Here is an 18,553-nt window from a genome sequence, read left to right as displayed (position 1 = left end):
TCGAACGTCGAACTCGTCCTGCCGGCCTGCCCGCCGGGAGCGGGTGGCCCACTACCCGGCGTCACGCGATCCTCACGTTTCGTCATACTGCGTCCCGCTGGGGTCAGCTCTGGTTGAAGAACCCACCCTCGGCGATCCTGGCCTTGTCCTCCGCCGTGACATCGACGTTAGCAGGAGACAGAAGGAACACCTTCTGCGTCACCCGCTCGATGCTGCCGTGGAGACCGAAGACCAGCCCAGCCGCGAAGTCTACGAGGCGCTTGGCGTCCGTGTCGTCCATCTCGGTCAGATTCATGATCACGGGCGTACTCTCGCGGAAGTGCTCCCCGATGGTACGGGCTTCGTTGTAGGTTCGGGGGTGAAGTGTGGTGATGCGGTAGGGCTCCCGCTCGGAGGCGGCCTTGGGCATGATCACCGGGGCACTCTTCTCCACGTGACGGCGTTCAGGTGTGATGGACGACACTGGCGCCATCCTGGGTTCCGCCCGCATCGGGGCGACCACCGCCGCCGGCTGTGCAACAGGCGCGGGCGCGGGACGGGGCACCTCCTCGGTCCTGGCGGTGTTGCGTAGCGGCTCGGGCTCGGGGCCGTAGTCCTCGTCGTCCGGGTCGTAGCCCTGAACGTCGTAGCGTTCGTCCTCCACGAGGCCGAGGTATTCCGCCATCCTGCGCAGTGCGCTGGCCATACTCCTGTCCTCCGCTCTGTGGTGGATCGGGTCCGTCACCGGCACAGCCCCGCTTGTCGCGGAGTGGTTCTACGATCCACGGTCTGACCCCGCGATGCAGGGGATATTCCTTCTTGTCCTGATTTGTTCTGCGATCTGATCTTCTAACCGGTGACGTTACCCGAGGGGCGGCCGGACACCCAGTACCGCCGTACCGACGCGCACATGTGTCGCCCCGGCCGCCACCGCCGCTTCGAGATCGCCGCTCATACCCGCGGAGACCATCGTGGCAGCAGGATGCTCCCGGCGTAGCAGAGATGAGATTTCCGCGAGCCGGTCGAATGCCCGGACCGGGTCCCCGGCGAAAGGCCCGGTGAGCGGCGCGACCGCCATCACCCCGTCAAGTCGCAGGCCGGGCGCGGCTGCCAGCGCTTCGGCCAGGGCCGGGACGTCGGCCGGGAGGGCCCCGCCGCGAGTGGCCGCCGGGTCGCCCTCCAGGGCGACCTGCACCAGGCATCCCAATACCGGGCGCCCGGTCTTTCCGACTTCCGCGGAGAGCGCCGAGACCAGACGCGTCCGGTCGACCGAGTGCACTCGGTCGGCGTACTTCAGAACGGAACGGACCTTATTGGTTTGCAATTGGCCGACAAAATGCCAGAGAAGGGGGAGGTTCTTGCATTCCTCGGCTTTCGGGGCCGCGTCCTGGTCACGATTCTCGGCGACGTCGGTGACGCCGAGCGCGGAGAGGAGCCGGGTGTCCGCGGCGGGATAGGTCTTGGTGACCACGATCAGGGTGACGTCGGAGCGCGGGCGTCCGGCGGCGGCGCACGCGGCGGCGATGCGCTGCTCCACCGCGGTGAGGTTGGAGCGCAGCACGTCGAGGCGCGCCCCTTCGGCCGGGGCCGGCTCGGGTCCGAGGGCGTTCACGCGGCGGCCCCGTCCAGCCAGACGTAGCCGGCCAGCCGGCCGGTGCGCCGGTCCCGGCGGTAGGAGAAGTGGTCGGCCGACTCCAGGGTGCAGATGTGGGACATCTCATGCCGGATCACCCCGGCCCTGGTCAGTTGGGCCCGGACCCCGGCCGGCAGGTCGAGGGCCGGAGTGCCCCAGCTGGTCTGTGAGCGGGCGTCCGGTTCGAGGGCACTGATCTCGTCGCGGAGCGCGGCCGGCACTTCGTAGCACCGTCCGCAGACCGAGGGCCCGACCGCCGCGGTGATCCGCTCGGGGCGGGCGCCCAGCTCGGCCATCGCGGCGACCGCGGCCGGGACCACCCCGGCGGCCAGCCCCGGCCGCCCCGCGTGCGCGGCGCCGACCACCCCGGCCACCGGGTCCGCGAGCAGCACCGGGACGCAGTCCGCGGTGAGCACCGCCAGCGCGAGGCCGCACCGGTCGGTCACCAGCGCGTCCACCTCCGGGGCGGTGCCGTCCGGCTGGCGCCCGGTGACCACGGCGACGGCGCTGCCGTGCACCTGGTTCATCCAGACCACGTCGGCCGGGTCGAGCCCGAGCCCGGCCGAGGCGGCGAGCCGCCGGTTCTCCCGGACGGCCGCGGCGTCGTCGCCGACCGCGCCGCCGAGGTTCAGCTCCTGGAACGGCGAAGTGCTCACCCCGCCCCACCGGTCGGTGAAGGCGAAGTGAGCACTGTCGTCGAGATCGGTACGCCGGCTGATCATGGTGATCAGCCTAGTGGCTCGCTACTTCAGGAAGTCCGGCACATCCAGTTCCTCGGCCTGGCTGTCCACGTACGGCGGCCGGGTCTGCGGAACGTGCGGGGCGACCGGCGGGGCCGGCGGCTCCTCGGCGCGCGGGACGCTGCCGATGGTGTGGACGCTGCGCCCGGCGGCGGTGGAGCCGGCCCGGTTGAAGTCGCCGCGGTTGGTGTACTCGCCGCCCGAGCGCTCCGGCGCCTGCTGCGGCGGGGCGCCCGCGCTGCCGGCGTTGGCGTTGGTCGAACGCACCACCGGGTCGCGGACGATGGTGGGCGGGGCGCCGCCGTCGAAGCCGGCCGCGATCACGGTGACCCGGACCTCGTCGCCGAGCGCGTCGTCGATCACCGCGCCGAAGATGATGTTGGCCTCGGGGTGCGCGGCCTCGGCGACCAGCTGCGCCGACTCGTTGATCTCGAACAGGCCGAGGTCGGAGCCTCCGGAGATGGAGAGCAGCACGCCGCGGGCGCCGTCGATCGAGGCCTCCAGCAGCGGCGAGGAGATCGCCATGATCGCCGCGGCCTTGGCCCGGTCCTCGCCGCGGGCGGAGCCGATCCCCATCAGCGCCGAACCGGCGTCCGACATCACCGACTTGACGTCGGCGAAGTCCAGGTTGATCAGGCCCGGGGTGGTGATCAGGTCGGTGATCCCCTGGACGCCGGAGAGCAGCACCTGGTCGGCGGAACGGAACGCGTCCAGCACGCTGACCTGGCGGTCCGAGATGGACAGCAGCCGGTCGTTGGGGATGACGATGAGGGTGTCGACCTCTTCGCGCAGCTGCGCGATGCCGTCCTCGGCCTGGTTGGCGCGGCGGCGGCCCTCGAAGGTGAACGGCCGGGTGACCACGCCGATGGTGAGCGCGCCGAGGGTGCGGGCGATGTTGGCGACCACGGGCGCGCCGCCGGTGCCGGTGCCGCCGCCCTCGCCCGCGGTGACGAAGACCATGTCGGCCCCCTTGAGGACCTCCTCGATCTCCTCGCGGTGGTCCTCGGCCGCCTTGGCGCCGACGTCCGGGTTGGCACCGGCGCCGAGGCCGCGGGTGAGTTCGCGGCCGACGTCGAGCTTGACGTCCGCGTCGCTCATCAGCAGGGCCTGCGCATCGGTGTTGATCGCGATGAACTCGACGCCCTTGAGCCCGACCTCGATCATCCGGTTGATGGCGTTCACGCCACCGCCGCCGATGCCGACGACTTTGATGACTGCGAGGTAGTTCTGGGGTGCTGCCACGTCGAAGGCCTCTCGCCTCGGATGTACGGTGCCGAAGGGGCAGGGGGCCGCTAGCGGGCCCCGACCCGAACCCTGACCCTGAGGTTTAGGGTTGATGCTGTGTCACTCTTTCACGGTTACTTGTCACAGGACACTAGGTCTCCTGGCCTGTCCATTCAACGGACACGCCGGGCCCGCGCATTTTTCTTGTGAGCCTATGTGATCAAACATCCGGGCTTTCACCGGGGGTGGCCCACCAGATTCGGGGAGGAACAGCCCTTCCGTCAATGCCTTACCGCGGGATCGTCCGGGGCGCTGACGTCGTAGCTCGTCGCCTTCTGCCGCAGCAGGGCGTTCAGTACGACTGCTTTACGCGAGTCGCGTTCCGTGCTTCCCCACAGCACATGTGAACCATCGGTGAGTTGCAGTTCCAGATCGTCGTACGAATGCACCACGACCGAACTGGTTCTCCGCGCCACCGCCGCCGGAAGGGCTTTGGCCACATCCACCGCGGCCGCCACCAGAACCTGCTGCGGGAAGCTCCCGAGCGCGGCCTTCCCGGCGGCGGAGAGCGCGAGTTGGACCACCGGGACGCCGACCGGGGCGGTCGGACCGGTGGCGAAGCCCACCCCGGTCACGTCGACCTGGGTGAACTGCCCGTCCGCGCCCTTGACCGCGGCGATCGGCACCCGCTCGGTGATCCGCACCCGCACCGTGTGCGGCAGCGAGGTGCTCACCGACACCTCGGCCACCCGGGGCAGCGCCTTCGCCACCCGGGCCTCGGCCGCGCCGGTGTCCAACCGCTCCAGCGGGCCGCCGAGCGGGACGGCCGCCGCGGCCAGCACCTGATCCGGTGTCAGCACCCGGGTCCCGCTGACCGTGACCGTCCTCACATCCAGCACCGAGGAGAACCAGACCAGCCAGCAGACCGTGCCGAGCAGCACCGCGACGAACCCGCTCAGCACCGCGACGCCGCGTCGGGACAGCCGCAGCCGGACCCGGGGGGCCGGCTCCGCGGTCGGCCCCTGGACGTCGGCGTCGGGGTCGGGGCCGCCGACCGCCGCGGTGCCCGCCGCGCCCGCGGCGCCGGGCTCAGGCACGGCGGTGCGCGGCGATGGCCTCGTAGACCATCGCCACCAGCAGCTCGTCGGCGTCGCGGCGGCCGAACTCGGCCGCGGCCCGGCTCATGTCCCAGAGCCGCTGAGGGTCCGTCAGCACCGGCAGCAGATGGCTGAGCACCCACTCCGGGCTCAGCTCGGCGTCGTCGACCAGCAGCCCGCCGCCGGCCCTGACCACGGGCTGGGCGTTCAGCCGCTGCTCGCCGTTGCCGATCGGCAGCGGGACGTAGGCGCCGGGCAGGCCGACCGCGGACAGCTCGGCCACGGTCATCGCCCCGGCCCGGCAGAGCATCATGTCGGCGGCGGCGTAGGCGAGGTCCATCCGGTCCAGGTACGGGACCACCCGGTACGGCGGCATCCCGGGGATGTCGTCGATCACCGGCAGTTCGTTCTTGGGGCCGACCGCGTGCAGGATCTGCACCCCGTACTGCTGCAGCCGGGGCGCTATGGTCTGCACCGTCTCGTTCAGCCTGCGGGCGCCCTGGGAGCCGCCGGACACCAGCAGCGTGGGCAGCCGCTGGTCCAGGCCGAAGTAGGCGCGGGCCTCCGGACGGGCCGCGTTCCGGTCCAGGGTGGCGATGGTGCGGCGCAGCGGGATGCCGACGTAGCGGGCGTCCCGCAGCTTGCTGTCCGGGGTGCTGACCGCGACGAAGTCGCTGTAGCGGGCCCCGATCTTGTTGGCCACGCCGGGACGGGCGTTGGCCTCGTGCACCACGATCGGCACCCCGGACCGCTTGGCGGCCAGGTAGGCGGACATGGCGACGTAGCCGCCGAAGCCGACCACCACGTCCGCCTTGGTGCGGTCCAGCACGTCCTGGACCGCCTTGACCGTGCCGCGCAGCCGGCCGGGCAGGGTGATCAGTTCGGGGGTCGCCTTGCGCGGCAGCGCGACCTTCGGGATCAGTGCCAGTTCGTAGCCGCGCTCGGGGACCAGTCTGGTCTCCAGGCCGCTCTCGGTCCCGAGCGCGGTGATCCCGACCGTGGGGTCGTTCCTGCGCAGTGCGTCCGCAAGGGCGAGCGCGGGCTCGATGTGACCGGCGGTCCCCCCGCCGGCGAGTACGACATGCACCGAAATTCACCGCTCCCTGCGCTGCCGGGCCTTCCCCAGCCGCGCGATGGTCCGTCCGGGCAGACCGACGAGTCCGCCCCGATCCTGCTTGTTGCGAGTCTTCTTCCTGCGGGCCGCGAGCGCCGCCTTCGCACCGGGTTCGCTGCGTGCGAAGCAGAGCAGCATCCCCACCGCGAACATGGTCGGCAGCAGCGCCGAACCCCCGTAGGAGAACATCGGCAGCGGGACTCCCGCAATGGGGAGGAGTCCCAGCACCGCACCAATGTTGATCATGGACTGGGCCATGATCCAGGTGGTGGCGCCTGCTGCCGCGTACCTGATGAAGGGGTCCTGCGTGCGTCCTGCGACGCGGATACCCGCATACCCTAGTGCCGCGAAGAGGGCGAGCACCGACAGCGTCCCCGCCAGGCCCAGCTCCTCACCGGTCACCGCGAAGATGAAGTCGGTGTGCGGCTCCGGGAGTTGCCCCCATTTCTCCACACTTGCGCCGAGTCCGCGGCCGAACAGCCCGCCGCCCGCCAGCGCCTGGATCCCGTGCACGCCCTGCCAGCAGGAGCCGTCGGACGGCAGCGTGGTGACGCCGATGCAGGAGAGCCGGTTCAGCCGGTGCGGCACGAAGGCGATCAGCAGCGTGCCGATGGCCGCGGCGACGCCGCCCACCGCGGCGAACATCCGCACCGGCGCCCCGGAGATCCAGAGCAGCCCGAACAGCAGCGCGCAGATGATCATCGCGGTGCCCATGTCGCCGCCGGCCAGGACCAGGGTCAGCAGCAGCACGCCCATCGGCACCAGCGGGATCAGCAGGTGCTTCCACTGGTCCAGCATCTTCAGCTGCGCCTTGCGGGCCATCAGGTCGGCGCCCCAGAGCACCAGCGCCAGCTTGGCGAACTCGGACGGCTGGATCTGGATCGGGCCGCCGAGCCGGAGCCAGTTCTGGTTGCCGTTGACCGAGGTGCCGACGCCGGGCACGGCGACCAGCAGCAGCAGCCCGATCACCGCGAGCAGCAGCGGGTACGCCAGCGCCCGGTGCAGCTTCACCGGCAGCCGGGCGGCCACGTACATCAGCACCGCGCCGATGCAGACCGAGGTGAGCTGCTTGTCGAAGAAGTACGCGAACGGCAGGCCGTCGCTCCTGGCCTCGATCTGCGAGGCGGAGAACACCATCACCAGACCGAGCACCAGGATCAGCGCCGCCGACCCCAGGATCAGGTAATAGGGCGTCAGCGGACGCTCCAGGCCGCGCTGGAAGCGCCGTAGCGCGGCGGCGGGCCCGGTCAGCCGGCCGCGGGAGCGGAAGACCGCCACCGAGGTCGTGCCGACGCCGGGACGCTGCCGGGTGCCCGGCCGCTCGGCTGCGTCCGCCATGGGCGGTCCCCTCTCCCCTGGTGCTGCTCGGAGCCTGGTGCTGCTCGAAGCCTGGTACTGCCCGGAGCCCGGTGCTACGCGGAGCCCGACCCGGCGAGGGCGCGGGCCGCGGCGGCGAAGAGGTCGCCGCGCTCACCGTAGTTGCTGAACATGTCCATCGAGGCACAGGCCGGGGCGAGCAGCACGGTGTCACCAGGCCTGGCGAGCCCGGCGGCGGCGCGCACCACCGCGTCCATGGCCGGGGCACCAGTCTGTCCGTCCGCGGGCTCGATCACCGGGACCTGGGGCGCGTGTCGCGCCAGCGCCTCGCGGATCAGCCCGCGGTCGGCGCCGATCAGCACCGCGGCCCGGAGCCGCGGCGCCGCGCCGGCGACCAGGGCGTCCATGTCGGCGCCCTTGGCCAGGCCGCCGGCGATCCAGACCACCGGCTGGTAGGCGGCCAGCGAGGCAGCGGCGGCGTGCGGGTTGGTGGCCTTGGAGTCGTCGACGTAGGCGACCCCGTCGACCTCGGCCGCCAGGGCGATCCGGTGCGCGTCGGGGCGGAAGGCGCGCAGTCCGTCCCGGACCGCGCGCGGTTCCACGCCGTAGGCGCGGGCCAGCGCGGCGGCGGCCAGCGCATCGGCGATGTTGTGCGGGGCGGGGGGCCGGATGTCGTCCACCGACGCGAGTTCCGTGGCGGTGTGCCGCGGAGCGGCTCCGACAGGGGTGGCGGCGGGCGACGGGCGGGCGTTCTTATGACGGTCGGTCACGAAGGCGCGGTCCACCAGCAGGCCGTCGACCACGCCGAACTGGGAGACCGCGGGCGGGCCGAGGGTGAAGCCGACGGCCCGCGCGCCCTCCTCCACGTCGGCCGCGCGGACCAGCTCCTCGGTGGCCGGGTCGGCGGTGTTGTAGACGCAGGCGACCTGGTTGCCCTGGTAGATCCGGCCCTTGTCGGCCGCGTAGGCCTCCATCGAGCCGTGCCAGTCCAGGTGGTCGGCGGCGATGTTGAGCACCACCGCGGAGTGCGGGCGCAGCGAAGGGGCCCAGTGCAGCTGGTAGCTGGAGAGCTCCACCGCGAGCACGTCGTACGGCTCCTCGGCCAGCACCGCGTCCAGCACCGACACCCCGACGTTGCCGACCGCGGCCGTGCGCTTTCCGTCCGCGGCGAGGATCGAGGCGAGCATCTGCACCGTGGTGGTCTTGCCGTTGGTGCCGGTGACGGCCAGCCAGGGGGCCGGCTCGCCGGTGGCGGCCAGCGGACGGCGCAGCCGCCAGGCCAGTTCGACGTCGCCCCAGACCGGGATACCGGCCGCGGCGGCGGTGACCAGCAGCGGCGCGGTCGGCGGCCAGCCGGGCGAGGTGACCACCAGGTCGGCGCCCTCGGGCAGGCTCTGCCCGTCGCCGAGCCGGACCGTCACGCCGAGCCCGCGCAGCTCCGCGGCCTGGGCCTGCTGCCGCGGGCCCTCGCCGCCGTCCACCACGGTCACCTCGGCGCCGAGGCCGTGCAGCACCCGGGCGGCGGGCGGGCCCGACACGCCGAGCCCGGCCACGGTGACCCGCAGGCCCTTCCACTCCGGGGTGTCCTGAGGCAGGGTCAATTGGTCACCCATCCCGCGTAGAAGAGGCCGAGGCCGACCGCGACGCACAGCCCCTGGATGATCCAGAACCGGACCACGATCAGGACTTCGGACCAGCCCTTGAGCTCGAAGTGGTGCTGCAGCGGCGCCATCTTGAAGACCCGCTTGCCGGTCATCCGGAACGAGCCGACCTGGATCACCACCGACAGCGTGATCAGCACGAACAGCCCGCCGAGGATCGCCAGCAGCATCTCGGTGTGCGAGCAGATCGCAAGACCGGCCAGCGCGCCGCCGAGGGCCAGCGAGCCGGTGTCGCCCATGAAGATCTTGGCCGGCGAGGTGTTCCACCACAGGAAGCCGAAGCAGGCGCCCATCAGCGCGGCCCCGACCACCGCCAGGTCCAGCGGGTTCTCCACCGAGTAGCAGTTGGGTCCGGCGGTGGCGGCGGAGCCGCAGGTCTGGCCGTACTCCCAGATGCCGATGAAGACGTAGGCGCCGAACACCATCACCGAGGCGCCGGTGGCCAGGCCGTCCAGGCCGTCGGTCAGGTTCACCCCGTTGGACATCGCCAGGATCATGAAGATGGCCCAGAGCGCGAACAGCACCGGGCCGAGCGACCAGCCGAAGTCGGTGACGAAGGAGAGCTTGGTCGAGGCCGGGGTGACTCCGGAGGAGTCCGCGAAGCGCAGCGAGCCGACCGCGAAGACGATGCCGACGATCAGCTGCCCGGCCATCTTCGCCTTGGCCCGCAGGCCCAGCGAGCGCTGCTTGACGATCTTGATGTAGTCGTCCAGGAAGCCGACCAGGCCCATCCCGGTCATCAGGAACAGCACCAGCAGCCCGGACGGCGTCGGCGCGGAGCCGACCAGCAGCTTGGTCAGCCCGTAGGCGACCAGGGTGGCCAGGATGAACGCGATGCCGCCCATGGTGGGCGTGCCGCGCTTGCTGTGGTGCGCCTTGGGGCCGTCGTCGCGGATCATCTGGCCGTAGCCGTGCCGGGCCAGGATCCGGATCAGCACCGGGGTGCCGACCAGCGACAGCACCAGCGCGATGGCCGCGGCGAACAGGATCTGACGCATCGGCGAGCCGCTGGACACGGCCAGCTGGACGGTCGCGGCATGAGCCGCGAGGGCCTGGCTCACTGGGCCGCTCCGTTCGCACCATCGGCGAGCAGCGCCTCGGCGACGCGCTCCAGGCCCACCGAACGGGACGCCTTCACCAGGACCACGTCCCCCGGACGGACCCGCGCACGCAGCAACTCGACCGCCGTATCCACATCGGGCACCAGCACCGACTCCTCACCCCAAGAACCTTCGTTCCTCGCGCCCAGCTCCATGCAGGCCGCTTCCCTGCCGCCGACAGCCACCAGGGTCGCGATGTTCAGCCTGACCGCGAGCCGGCCCACCGCATCGTGCTCGTCGAGGGATTCCCCGCCGAGTTCCCGCATCTCCCCCAGCACCGCCCAGGTACGGCGGGCGCCGGGCCCCCTGCCCCCGATCGCGGCGAGCGCGCGCAGGGCGGCCCGCATCGAGTCGGGGTTCGCGTTGTAGGCGTCGTTGATCACCGTGACGCCGTCCGGACGCTCGGTCAGCTCCATCCGCCAGCGGGACAGGCTGCCGGCCCCGCCCAGCGCGTCGGCGACCTGTTCGACCGTCATGCCGCACTCGGTCGCCACCGCGGCGGCGGCGAGCGCGTTGGACACGTGGTGCTCACCGTAGAGCCGCAGGGCGACCGGGGCGGAACCCGCCGGGGTCACCAGGGTGAACGCGGCCCGACCGGAGTCGTCCAGCCGGATCCCCTCGGCCCTGATCTGTGCCTGCGCCGACTCGCCGAAGTAGAGCACCCGGGCCTTGGTCCGCGAGGCCATCGCCCGGACCAGCGGGTCGTCCGCGTTCAGCACCGCGCAGCCCTCGGCCGGGAGGTTCTCCACCATCTCGCCCTTGGCCTCGGCGATGGCCTCCCGGCTGCCGAACTCGCCGATGTGCGCCGTGCCGACGTTGAGCACCAGGCCGATCGAGGGCTGGGCCAGGCCGGTCAGGTGGGCGATGTCGCCCTTGTGCCGGGCGCCCATCTCCAGCACCAGGAAGCGGGTGTCCGCGGCCACCTTCAGCGCGGTGATCGGGAAGCCGATCTCGTTGTTGAAGGAGCCGGCGGTGAAGACCGTGGGGCCGACCGTGCCGAGCAGCTGCGCGATCAGGTCCTTGGTGCTGGTCTTCCCGGCCGAGCCGGTGAGGCCGACCACGGTGGCGCCCTCGGCCCGCGCGGTGACGGCCTGCGCCAGCCGCTGGAGCCCCTCGACCACGTCGTCCACCACCACGGCGGGCACGCCGACCGGACGGGAGGCCAGCACCGCGACGGCGCCGTCCCGCAGGGCTCCGGCCGCGTAGTCGTGGCCGTCCACCCGCTCGCCGGCCACCGCGGCGAACAGCGCGCCCGGCTCGACCTGGCGGGAGTCGTGCACCACGGGTCCGGTGACCCGGGTCCGCGGGTCGGTCACGTCGTGCAGCGTCCCCCCGGTGGCCTGGGCAACCTCGGCGAGGGTCATGGGGATCACGTTGCTCTACTCCTTGGCGTCGCCGGCGCGGTGCGACGCGTGGATCGCCTCGGCCAGCACGGCTCGGTCGTCGAAGGGTCGGATCTCGTCACGCACGTACTGGCCCAGCTCATGGCCCTTGCCGGCGACCAGGACGCAGTCGCCGGCGTGGGCCAGGGCCACCGCGGCGGCGATGGCGCGGGCCCGGTCGGGTTCGACCAGCACCGCCCCGCGCTCGGCCTCGGGCACCTCGACCGCGCCGGCCAGCATGCTGTGCAGGATCGCCAAAGGGTCCTCGGAACGGGGGTTGTCGCTGGTCAGCACTGCGGTGTCGGCCAGCCGGGCGGCGATGGCGCCCATCGGCCCGCGTTTGAACGGGTCGCGGTCGCCGCCGCAGCCGACCACCACGTGCAGCCGGCCCTTGGTGACCTCGCGCAGCGAGCCGAGCGCGGCCTCCAGCGCGTCCGGCTTGTGCGCGTAGTCGACCACCGCGACGTAGGGCTGCCCGGCGTCCACCCGCTCCATCCGTCCCGGCACGCCGGGGACGGCGGCGATGCCCGCGGCCACCTCGTCCAGCGGCAGCCCGGCGGTGGCCAGGCCGGCGATCGCGGCCAGGGCGTTGGCGACGTTGAACGGGCCCGGCAGCGGGACGCTCGCGTCCACCGACGCGCCGTCCGGGCCGACCGCGCGGAAGGTGGACCCGGCCGGGCCCAGGTGCACCGCCTCGGCCCGCCAATCGGCGGCCGGGTCGCCGGTGGCGGAGTAGCCGACCACCGGGATCTCCGCCTCGGCGGCCAGCCGGCGGCCGTAGGGGTCGTCCAGGTTGACCACGCCGACCCTGGCCCGCCGCGGGCTGAACAGGCTGGCCTTGGCCCGGTAGTAGTCCTCCATGTCCGGGTGGAAGTCCAGGTGCTCCGGGGTCAGGTTGTTGAACAGGGCGACGTCGTAGACCACTCCGTCCACCCGGCCGTAGACCAGGGCGTGGCTGGAGACCTCCATCACCACCGTGTCCGCGCCGCGCTCGCGCATCACCGCGAGCAGCGCGTGCAGGTCGGTGGACTCCGGGGTGGTCCGCTCGCTCTTGATCCGCTCGGAGCCGACCCGCATCTCCACCGTGCCGATCAGCCCGGTGGCGCGGCCCGCGCCGCGCAGCCCGCCCTCGATCAGGTACGCGGTGGTGGTCTTGCCGTTGGTGCCGGTGACGCCGATGGTGAGCAGCTGCTCGGCGGCCCGGCCGTAGAGGGCGGCGGCGAGGCCGCCGAGGACCGCCCGGGGCCGCTCCACCACCAGGGCCGGCAGCCCGGCGGCGGCCCTGGCGGCGCCGTCCCGGTCGGTCAGCAGCGCCACCGCGCCGTTGGCGGCGGCCTGCGCGGCGTAGTCCGCGCCGTGGGCGTGCGCGCCCGGCAGGCCGGCGTAGACGTCGCCGGGCCGCACCGCGCGGGAGTCGTGGGTGATCCCGGTGACCCCGGCGGACCCGGCCGGGCCGTCCGGGGCGGGCAGCCCGAGCAGCGCGGCGACCTCGGCGAGCGGGGTCGTCCGAGGGGTCCGCGGGCGGGGAGGAGCCGCCGGCCCGGCCTGCCCGACCGGAGACTGCTGATCACTTCGGTGCACGGCCGTGAGGTTACCGGTATCGCCGGGTCCGGGGCCAAGCCAGGGTGCGCCGGAGGGCTCCGCCGGGGGTTCCGGGGCCGGTCCGTGCGCGGGGGACGTGGGGGTCATCGGCAGGCTCCGCCTTTCACCAGTTCACCGGCAGGTCCGCCGGGGCGGCGCCGGTCGGCGGCACCTGGAGGGTCTTCAGGGCGAACTCCATCACCTGTTTGAACACCGGGCCGCACAGCTCGCCGCCGAAGTGCCCGTTCACCGGGTTCTGGACCACGCAGGAGACGGTCACCCGGGGCCGGTCGGCCGGGGCGAAGCCGATGAAGGAGGAGGTGTAGCCCTGGTAGCGGCCGGTCTGCGGGTCCACCCGGTTCGCGGTGCCGGTCTTGCCCGCGACCAGGTAGCCGGGGATCTCGGCGGCTGCGCCGGTGCCCTCCTGGCTGGCCACCACCGACTGCAGCATCTGCGCCAGGGTCTTCGCGGTCTGCGCGCTGACCACTCGGGACTGCGCCGGGGCCGGGGCCGGGACGAACCGCCCGTCCGGGCCGGTGGTCCCGGCGACCAGGCTGGGCGCGATCCGCACCCCGCCGTTGGCGATGGTCGAGTAGACCGAGGTGGTCTGCAGCGCGTTCACCGACAGGCCCTGGCCGAACGGGATGGTGTACTGCTGCGACCCGGACCACTGGCTCGGCGCGGCCAGGATGCCCTGGCTCTCGCCGGGGAAGCCGAGGCCGGTCGGCCGGCCGATGCCGAACTTGGTCAGGTAGCTGTAGAGCACCCGGTCGGCCTGCTGCTCGGTGGCGCCGAGGTGGGAGGCGGCGAGCATGGTGCCGATGTTGGAGGACTGCGCCAGCACCCCGTTCAGGGTGAGGTGCTCGGTGCCGTGCGCGGTGTCGTCGTGGAACACCGTGCCCGCCCGGGGCAGCAAGCCGGGGACGACGACATGGGTCAGCGGGGTGGCCACGTTCTGCTGCAGCACCGCGGCCATGGTCATCAGCTTGCTGACGCTGCCCGGCTCGTACACCTCCTGGAGTGCGGAGTTGCCGAGGTTATTGGGGTTGGCATGGGCCAGGTCGTTGGGATCGAACCCGGGGGCGGTGGCCATCGCCAGCACCTGGCCGTTGCTGACGTCCTGGACGATCACATAGCCGCCCTCGGCCCCGGCCTTCTTCACCTCGGCGGTGATCGCCTGCTGGGCGTCCCACTGGATGTCCCGGTTCAGGGTCAGCCGCAGGTCCGAGCCGGGGACCGCGGGCTGCTCGTGCTGGCCCGCGGTGGGGACCTGGCGACCACCGGACTGGGCGTAGGTGGCCCGGCCGTCCTTGCCCTTGAGCAGGCTGTCGTACTGCTGCTCCAGGCCGCCCTTGCCGACCCCGTCGGCGTTGACGAAGCCGATGACGTTGGAGGCGAGCGGGCCGTCCGGGTACACCCGCTTGGTGTGCTTGGTGTGGAAGACGCCGTTCAGGGTGTTGGCGCAGGCCTCGTCCACCCGGCCGTCGTCGCCCGCCTTCAGCGCGAGCTGGTTCTCGGTCGCGCAGTGGCCGTGCCAGGCGGTCTTGGTCAGCGAGGCCTGCAGCGCGGTGATCTGGTTCCAGGTCTGCGGCGACTGCTGCTTCGCCAGCAGGGCGTAGCGGTCGCCCTTGCCGGTGTAGGTCAGCGCCTTGGTCAGGTCCGCCACCGGGACGCCGATCATCGGCGAGAGCAGTTGCGCGGCCTGGGCCGGGGCGTCGTCGATGTGGGCCTGCCCGGGGGTGAACATGTACGGGTCGGCGGTGACGTCGTAGGCGTCGACGGTGGTCGCCAGGGTCTGCCCGGAGGCGTCGGTGATGGACCCGCGGGGCGCGGGCAGGGTCACCGTCTGGAAGAGGTTCACGCTCGCCTCGGCGGCGAGCGCGGACGAGTCCAGGAACTGGAGCTGCACCAGGCGGCCGAGGAACAGCGTCAGCACCGCGCCGAGCGCGACCAGCAGCAGGCGGAGGCGGCGGCGGGGGGCGGCCAGCCGCAGCGGGGGCGGCCCCGGGGGTCCGCCGTGGGAGCGGTAGCCGGCTCCGCCGGGGCGGTTCCCTGGGCCGTTCCCGGAGCGGGCGGCGGGCCGGGCGCCGGGCAGCGCGCTGCCCGGACGGCGCGGGGCGGCGCCCGGACGGTGGGCGGTGCCCTGCCGGGGGCGCGGCGGGCCCTGGCGCGGGTGCGGGGGGCGGGGGGTGGTCATGGTCGCTGTCTCCCCGTCAGTCGCCGCTGCGTCGAGCAGAGCTCGACACGGTCGCGGAGGGTGTGGTGGCAGTGCGGGGCTTGGCTGTCGAGTGGGCCGCCGCTGCAGGGGGCTTGGTGGCGGTTGCTGCGGTGGCGGGCTTGGCGGGGGCGGTGCCGGCAGCGGTGCCCGCGGTGTCGGTGTGGGGGGTCGTGGTCGCGCTCGCGCCGGTGGGGGGCGCCGTGGTCGTGGCCGACGGGGTCGCCGTCGCCGAGGGGGTCGCCGTCGCCGTCGTCGAGGGGGTTGCCGTGGGGGCGGGGGTCGGGGTCGCGGTCGGGGGCGGCGGGGGGCCGTAGAGGCGGGACGGGTCGCCGACGACCCTGCCGTCGTCCTGGAGGAAGGCCGGGGTGCCGCCGGGCACCATCCCCAGCTGCCGCGCCCGCACGGCCAGCGCGTCCGGCGCCGACCAGGCGTTGATCTGCTGCTGGAGCCCCTGCCGCTCGTCGGTCAGCGACGTGGTCCGCTGCTGCAGCTGCGAGAGCTGGAACGACCCCTGGTTCAGCGCCGTGTTCAGCATCAGCAGCGCGATCAGGCCGCCCGCGAGTATCAGCACCACCAGCGCCGCGAAGGGCCCCCGCCCGGCCGCCCGGGAGCCGGAGCGCGGACGCGGCCGGGAACCGGGCCGCCCCGCCCCGCCCCCGCCCGGCCTGCGGCGCACAGGTGACACCGGGGACGGCGAGGACGTGCCTCCCGCGACTCTTCCGACAGCCACCTGCATCCGCTCCTTCGCTGCGCGCGCCGCCCGCGCGCGCTCTGCGCCGTGCGCCGGGGCTCCGCCTTCACCTGCTGCCTGCCCGCTCTCCCCGCCTACCTGACGGAGGCTCTGATTCTCTCCGCCGCACGCAGCCGGACCGACGCGGCACGGCGGTTCTCCGCGATTTCCTGCTCGGTCGGCTGTTCCGCGCCCCGGGTCACCAGCTTCAGCCGGGGCTGGTGCTCCTCCGGCACCACCGGCAGCCCCGGCGGAGCCGTCGACGCCGCGCCCGCCGCGAGGAACTGCTTCACGATCCGGTCCTCCAGCGACTGGAAGGACATCACCGCGATCCGGCCGCCCACCGCGAGCACCCCCAGCGCGCCGGGAATGGCCCGCTCCAGCACCGACAGCTCGCTGTTGACCTCGATCCGCAGCGCCTGGAAGGTCCGCTTCGCCGGGTTGCCGCCGGTGCGGCGGGTGGCGGCGGGAATGGCGTTGCGCACCAGTTCCACAAGACGCGCGCTGGTGCTGAACGGTTCCTTCTCGCGCTCCCGCAGGATCACCGAGGCGATCTTCCCGGCGAACCGCTCCTCGCCGTAGAACTTGAGGATCCGGGCCAGGTCGCCGTGCCCGTAGGTGTTGAGGACGTCGGCGGCGGTGATCCCGGTGGTCTGGTCCATCCGCATGTCCAGCGGGGCGTCCTGGGCGTAGGCGAAGCCGCGGTCGGCCTCGTCCAGCTGCATCGAGGAGACGCCGAGGTCGAACAGGATGCCCTGGACCCGGTCGATCCCGAGCCCGGCCAGCACCTGCGGGATCTCGTCGTAGACGGCGTGCACCAGGGTCGCCCGGTCGCCGAACCGGGCCAGCCGCTGCCCGGCCAGCCGCAGCGCCTCCGGGTCCCGGTCCACTGCCACCAGGCGGACCTCGGGGAACTCCGTCAGCATGGCCTCGCTGTGCCCGCCGAGGCCGAGCGTGCCGTCCACCACCACCGCGCCGGGCGCGGAGATCGCCGGGGCGAGGACGTCCAGGCAGCGCCGCAGCATCACCGGGACGTGCCGGTCGGCGGGCTCCGGGCCGGGGCTCTCGTCGGGGGCGACGTCCGGACCGCTGCTCATGGGTACCTCTCGTAGTACCTACCGCCTGGTCCCCGCCCGCTCGCCTTGGGGAAGGGGCCCTCTGCCGCCGGGGAAGGGGCGGCAGCGGGTACGGAGCGGGTGGAGGCCGGGCCGGTAGGTGCGGGTCGTGCGCCTGGGAAGGAGCTGGGGTGAAGGGAGGGAAAGCAGTCGGGCCCTGGTCGGGTCCGGGTCGCGCCGTCCTCGTGCGTCCCAGGACCGCACTCGCCCGACGTGGCGTCACTTTACTCCACGGCTCTTGCCGGTCAACCAGATGCGACGGCGCACGCCCCCTCCGCCGTTTTTGTATCCACGCAGGTCAGCATGGGTCGCTTCACTCCGAAGGGGGAGCGCGCCACGCCGATGCGCGCCGCCTGCGCTCCCCCGTCGGCCCAAGGATCATGCGAATGGAGCAGAGCAGACGCGCGCCCCCGCGCTCATGCGGCGCGCCACAACGCCGCCCCGCGCCCCGGACCGGCCTCCCCGTCAGGCCGGATCTCCCACTACCGTCGTGGATATGACCACGACACCTGACCTGCCGTCCGTCCTGGCCGCCGCGTCCACCGGGGCCCCCTCGATCATCGACAGCTTCGTCGCCCGCAACCGGGACTACGCCGCCGCCTACCGCGACGGGGGCATGGACGCCCGCCCGGTCCAGCAGGTCGCCGTGGTCGCCTGCATGGACGCCCGGCTCGACGTCCACGCCGCGCTGGGCCTGGAGTTGGGCGACTGCCACGTCATCCGCAACGCGGGCGGCGTGGTCACCGACGACACCATCCGGTCGCTGACGGTCAGCCAGCGCGCGCTGGGCACCCGCTCGATCGCCCTGATCCACCACACCGGCTGCGGGCTGCTCAGCCTGACCGAGGACTTCCGGGTCGAGCTGGAGCAGGAGGTCGGGATACGGCCCTCCTGGGCCCTGGAGTCCTTCACCGACCTGGAGCAGGACGTGCGCCAGTCGATGGCACGGGTCGGCACCTCGCCGTTCCTGCCGCACCGCGAGGACATCCGCGGCTTCGTCTTCGACGTCACCACCGGGCTGCTCAGCGAGGTGCTCCCGCACGAGCCGCGGTCCTAGTGCCGGTCAGCGTCCTCCGCTCCGCCGACCGGGTCCCCGCCGTCTGGAAGAACGGCGGCGGGGTGACCCGCGAGATCGCCTCCTGGCCGCGGGACGCGGGCCTGGACGGCTTCGACTGGCGGATCAGCCTGGCCGAGGTCGCCGCGGGCGGCCCGTTCTCCGCCTTCCCCGGGGTCGACCGGGTGATCACCGTGGTCGACGGCGCCGGGATGGAGCTGACCGTGGACGGCGTCCCGCGGCTGCTGCCGGAGCGGCACCGCCCGTTCGCCTTCCCCGGGGACGCCGACACCGACTGCCGGCTGCTGGACGGGCCGGTCACCGACTTCAATGTGATGACCCGTCGCGACCGGGTCCGCGCGACCGTCCGGATCGTCGGTGCGGCGCCGCTCCCGGCCGTGGCGGCCGGGCGGGCCGTGGTGCTGGTGGTGCTCCAGGGGCGGATGCGCTTCGGGGACATCCTCCTGGGCAGGCACGATGCCGTCCTGACACGCGGAACCGGCGTCACCGGGCCCGCGTCGGTGGTCTGTGAGGATGGTGCGGGCGTCGCCGCCCTGGTCACACTCGACGACATAACCGGTCCATAACGGACGAATAACGGCTGGGTC

General features: G+C 73.0%; 16 protein-coding genes. 2 read left to right on the top strand and 14 right to left on the bottom strand.

Annotated elements, in window-relative coordinates; genetic code table 11:
- Nucleotides 1-103 precede the first annotated feature (103 nt).
- The 14 genes from ACEZDE_RS09345 to rsmH form a co-directional block, all read right to left on the bottom strand.
- Complete coding sequence (locus tag ACEZDE_RS09345; protein WP_380513064.1) at nucleotides 104-685, bottom strand: cell division protein SepF; 582 nt, start codon at nucleotides 683-685, stop codon at nucleotides 104-106.
- A gap of 156 nt (nucleotides 686-841) precedes the next feature.
- A complete protein-coding gene (locus ACEZDE_RS09340) occupies nucleotides 842-1,591 on the bottom strand; it encodes a YggS family pyridoxal phosphate-dependent enzyme (RefSeq protein WP_380534421.1) in 750 nt (249 codons plus the stop codon).
- On the bottom strand, nucleotides 1,588-2,334 hold the full coding sequence (gene pgeF / locus ACEZDE_RS09335; protein ID WP_380534419.1) for a peptidoglycan editing factor PgeF: 747 nt from the start codon (nucleotides 2,332-2,334) through the stop codon (nucleotides 1,588-1,590). Before pgeF ends, ACEZDE_RS09340 begins: the two co-directional genes overlap by 4 nt.
- Nucleotides 2,335-2,355: 21 nt before the next feature.
- On the bottom strand, nucleotides 2,356-3,594 hold the full coding sequence (ftsZ, locus tag ACEZDE_RS09330) for a cell division protein FtsZ (protein WP_380534417.1): 1,239 nt from the start codon (nucleotides 3,592-3,594) through the stop codon (nucleotides 2,356-2,358).
- 263 nt (nucleotides 3,595-3,857) lie between these two features.
- Nucleotides 3,858-4,673 (bottom strand): cell division protein FtsQ/DivIB, encoded by an 816-nt coding sequence (locus ACEZDE_RS09325; protein WP_380534415.1) that lies wholly within the window; start codon nucleotides 4,671-4,673, stop codon nucleotides 3,858-3,860.
- Nucleotides 4,666-5,760 carry an undecaprenyldiphospho-muramoylpentapeptide beta-N-acetylglucosaminyltransferase gene (gene murG, locus ACEZDE_RS09320; RefSeq protein ID WP_380534413.1) on the bottom strand — a complete coding sequence of 365 codons (1,095 nt, stop codon included), beginning with the start codon at nucleotides 5,758-5,760 and terminating at the stop codon, nucleotides 4,666-4,668. The genes ACEZDE_RS09325 and murG overlap by 8 nt, the downstream gene beginning before the upstream one ends.
- 6 nt (nucleotides 5,761-5,766) lie before the next feature.
- Entirely contained in the window at nucleotides 5,767-7,125 is a 1,359-nt protein-coding gene (ftsW, locus tag ACEZDE_RS09315; protein WP_380534411.1) for a putative lipid II flippase FtsW, read from the bottom strand.
- 74 nt (nucleotides 7,126-7,199) lie between these two features.
- Nucleotides 7,200-8,717: a UDP-N-acetylmuramoyl-L-alanine--D-glutamate ligase gene (gene murD, locus ACEZDE_RS09310; protein WP_380534410.1), complete on the bottom strand. Its 1,518-nt coding sequence runs from the start codon at nucleotides 8,715-8,717 to the stop codon at nucleotides 7,200-7,202.
- Entirely contained in the window at nucleotides 8,702-9,763 is a 1,062-nt protein-coding gene (mraY, locus tag ACEZDE_RS09305) for a phospho-N-acetylmuramoyl-pentapeptide-transferase (protein WP_380534571.1), read from the bottom strand. The genes murD and mraY overlap by 16 nt, the downstream gene beginning before the upstream one ends.
- A gap of 59 nt (nucleotides 9,764-9,822) precedes the next feature.
- Nucleotides 9,823-11,238, bottom strand: coding sequence for a UDP-N-acetylmuramoyl-tripeptide--D-alanyl-D-alanine ligase (locus ACEZDE_RS09300; protein ID WP_380534407.1), 1,416 nt, complete (start codon nucleotides 11,236-11,238; stop codon nucleotides 9,823-9,825).
- 6 nt (nucleotides 11,239-11,244) lie between these two features.
- Nucleotides 11,245-12,936 carry a UDP-N-acetylmuramoyl-L-alanyl-D-glutamate--2,6-diaminopimelate ligase gene (locus ACEZDE_RS09295; RefSeq protein ID WP_380534405.1) on the bottom strand — a complete coding sequence of 564 codons (1,692 nt, stop codon included), beginning with the start codon at nucleotides 12,934-12,936 and terminating at the stop codon, nucleotides 11,245-11,247.
- Nucleotides 12,937-12,952: 16 nt separating this feature from the next.
- On the bottom strand, nucleotides 12,953-15,025 hold the full coding sequence (locus ACEZDE_RS09290) for a peptidoglycan D,D-transpeptidase FtsI family protein (protein ID WP_380534403.1): 2,073 nt from the start codon (nucleotides 15,023-15,025) through the stop codon (nucleotides 12,953-12,955).
- Between the two features lie 16 nt (nucleotides 15,026-15,041).
- Entirely contained in the window at nucleotides 15,042-15,776 is a 735-nt protein-coding gene (locus ACEZDE_RS09285; protein WP_380534401.1) for a hypothetical protein, read from the bottom strand.
- Nucleotides 15,777-15,871: 95 nt separating this feature from the next.
- Nucleotides 15,872-16,873, bottom strand: a complete 1,002-nt coding sequence (rsmH, locus tag ACEZDE_RS09280) for a 16S rRNA (cytosine(1402)-N(4))-methyltransferase RsmH (protein ID WP_380534399.1) — start codon at nucleotides 16,871-16,873, stop codon at nucleotides 15,872-15,874.
- Between the two features lie 514 nt (nucleotides 16,874-17,387).
- Here rsmH and ACEZDE_RS09275 point away from each other — a divergent pair.
- Both ACEZDE_RS09275 and ACEZDE_RS09270 read left to right on the top strand, forming a co-directional pair.
- Entirely contained in the window at nucleotides 17,388-17,948 is a 561-nt protein-coding gene (locus ACEZDE_RS09275) for a beta-class carbonic anhydrase (protein ID WP_380534397.1), read from the top strand.
- Nucleotides 17,948-18,532: a HutD/Ves family protein gene (locus ACEZDE_RS09270; RefSeq protein ID WP_380534395.1), complete on the top strand. Its 585-nt coding sequence runs from the start codon at nucleotides 17,948-17,950 to the stop codon at nucleotides 18,530-18,532. Before ACEZDE_RS09275 ends, ACEZDE_RS09270 begins: the two co-directional genes overlap by 1 nt.
- Nucleotides 18,533-18,553 lie beyond the last annotated feature (21 nt).

The organism is Streptacidiphilus cavernicola, from assembly GCF_042510955.1.
Lineage (GTDB): Bacteria > Actinomycetota > Actinomycetes > Streptomycetales > Streptomycetaceae > Streptacidiphilus > Streptacidiphilus cavernicola.
Note: the sequence above shows the minus strand (reverse complement) of the source record. Positions and strands in the feature narration are given on the sequence as shown.

Excerpts from the sequence above, each read along its gene's own strand:
- ACEZDE_RS09345 (WP_380513064.1), bottom strand. The coding sequence starts at position 685 with ATGGCCAGCGCACTGCGCAGGATGGCGGAATACCTCGGCCTCGTGGAG.
- pgeF (WP_380534419.1), bottom strand. The coding sequence starts at position 2,334 with ATGATCAGCCGGCGTACCGATCTCGACGACAGTGCTCACTTCGCCTTC.
- ftsW (WP_380534411.1), bottom strand. The coding sequence starts at position 7,125 with ATGGCGGACGCAGCCGAGCGGCCGGGCACCCGGCAGCGTCCCGGCGTC.
- murD (WP_380534410.1), bottom strand. The coding sequence starts at position 8,717 with ATGGGTGACCAATTGACCCTGCCTCAGGACACCCCGGAGTGGAAGGGC.
- mraY (WP_380534571.1), bottom strand. The coding sequence starts at position 9,763 with ATGCGTCAGATCCTGTTCGCCGCGGCCATCGCGCTGGTGCTGTCGCTG.
- ACEZDE_RS09295 (WP_380534405.1), bottom strand. The coding sequence starts at position 12,936 with ATGACCCCCACGTCCCCCGCGCACGGACCGGCCCCGGAACCCCCGGCG.
- ACEZDE_RS09290 (WP_380534403.1), bottom strand. The coding sequence starts at position 15,025 with ATGACCACCCCCCGCCCCCCGCACCCGCGCCAGGGCCCGCCGCGCCCC.
- rsmH (WP_380534399.1), bottom strand. The coding sequence starts at position 16,873 with ATGAGCAGCGGTCCGGACGTCGCCCCCGACGAGAGCCCCGGCCCGGAG.
- ACEZDE_RS09275 (WP_380534397.1), top strand. The coding sequence starts at position 17,388 with ATGACCACGACACCTGACCTGCCGTCCGTCCTGGCCGCCGCGTCCACC.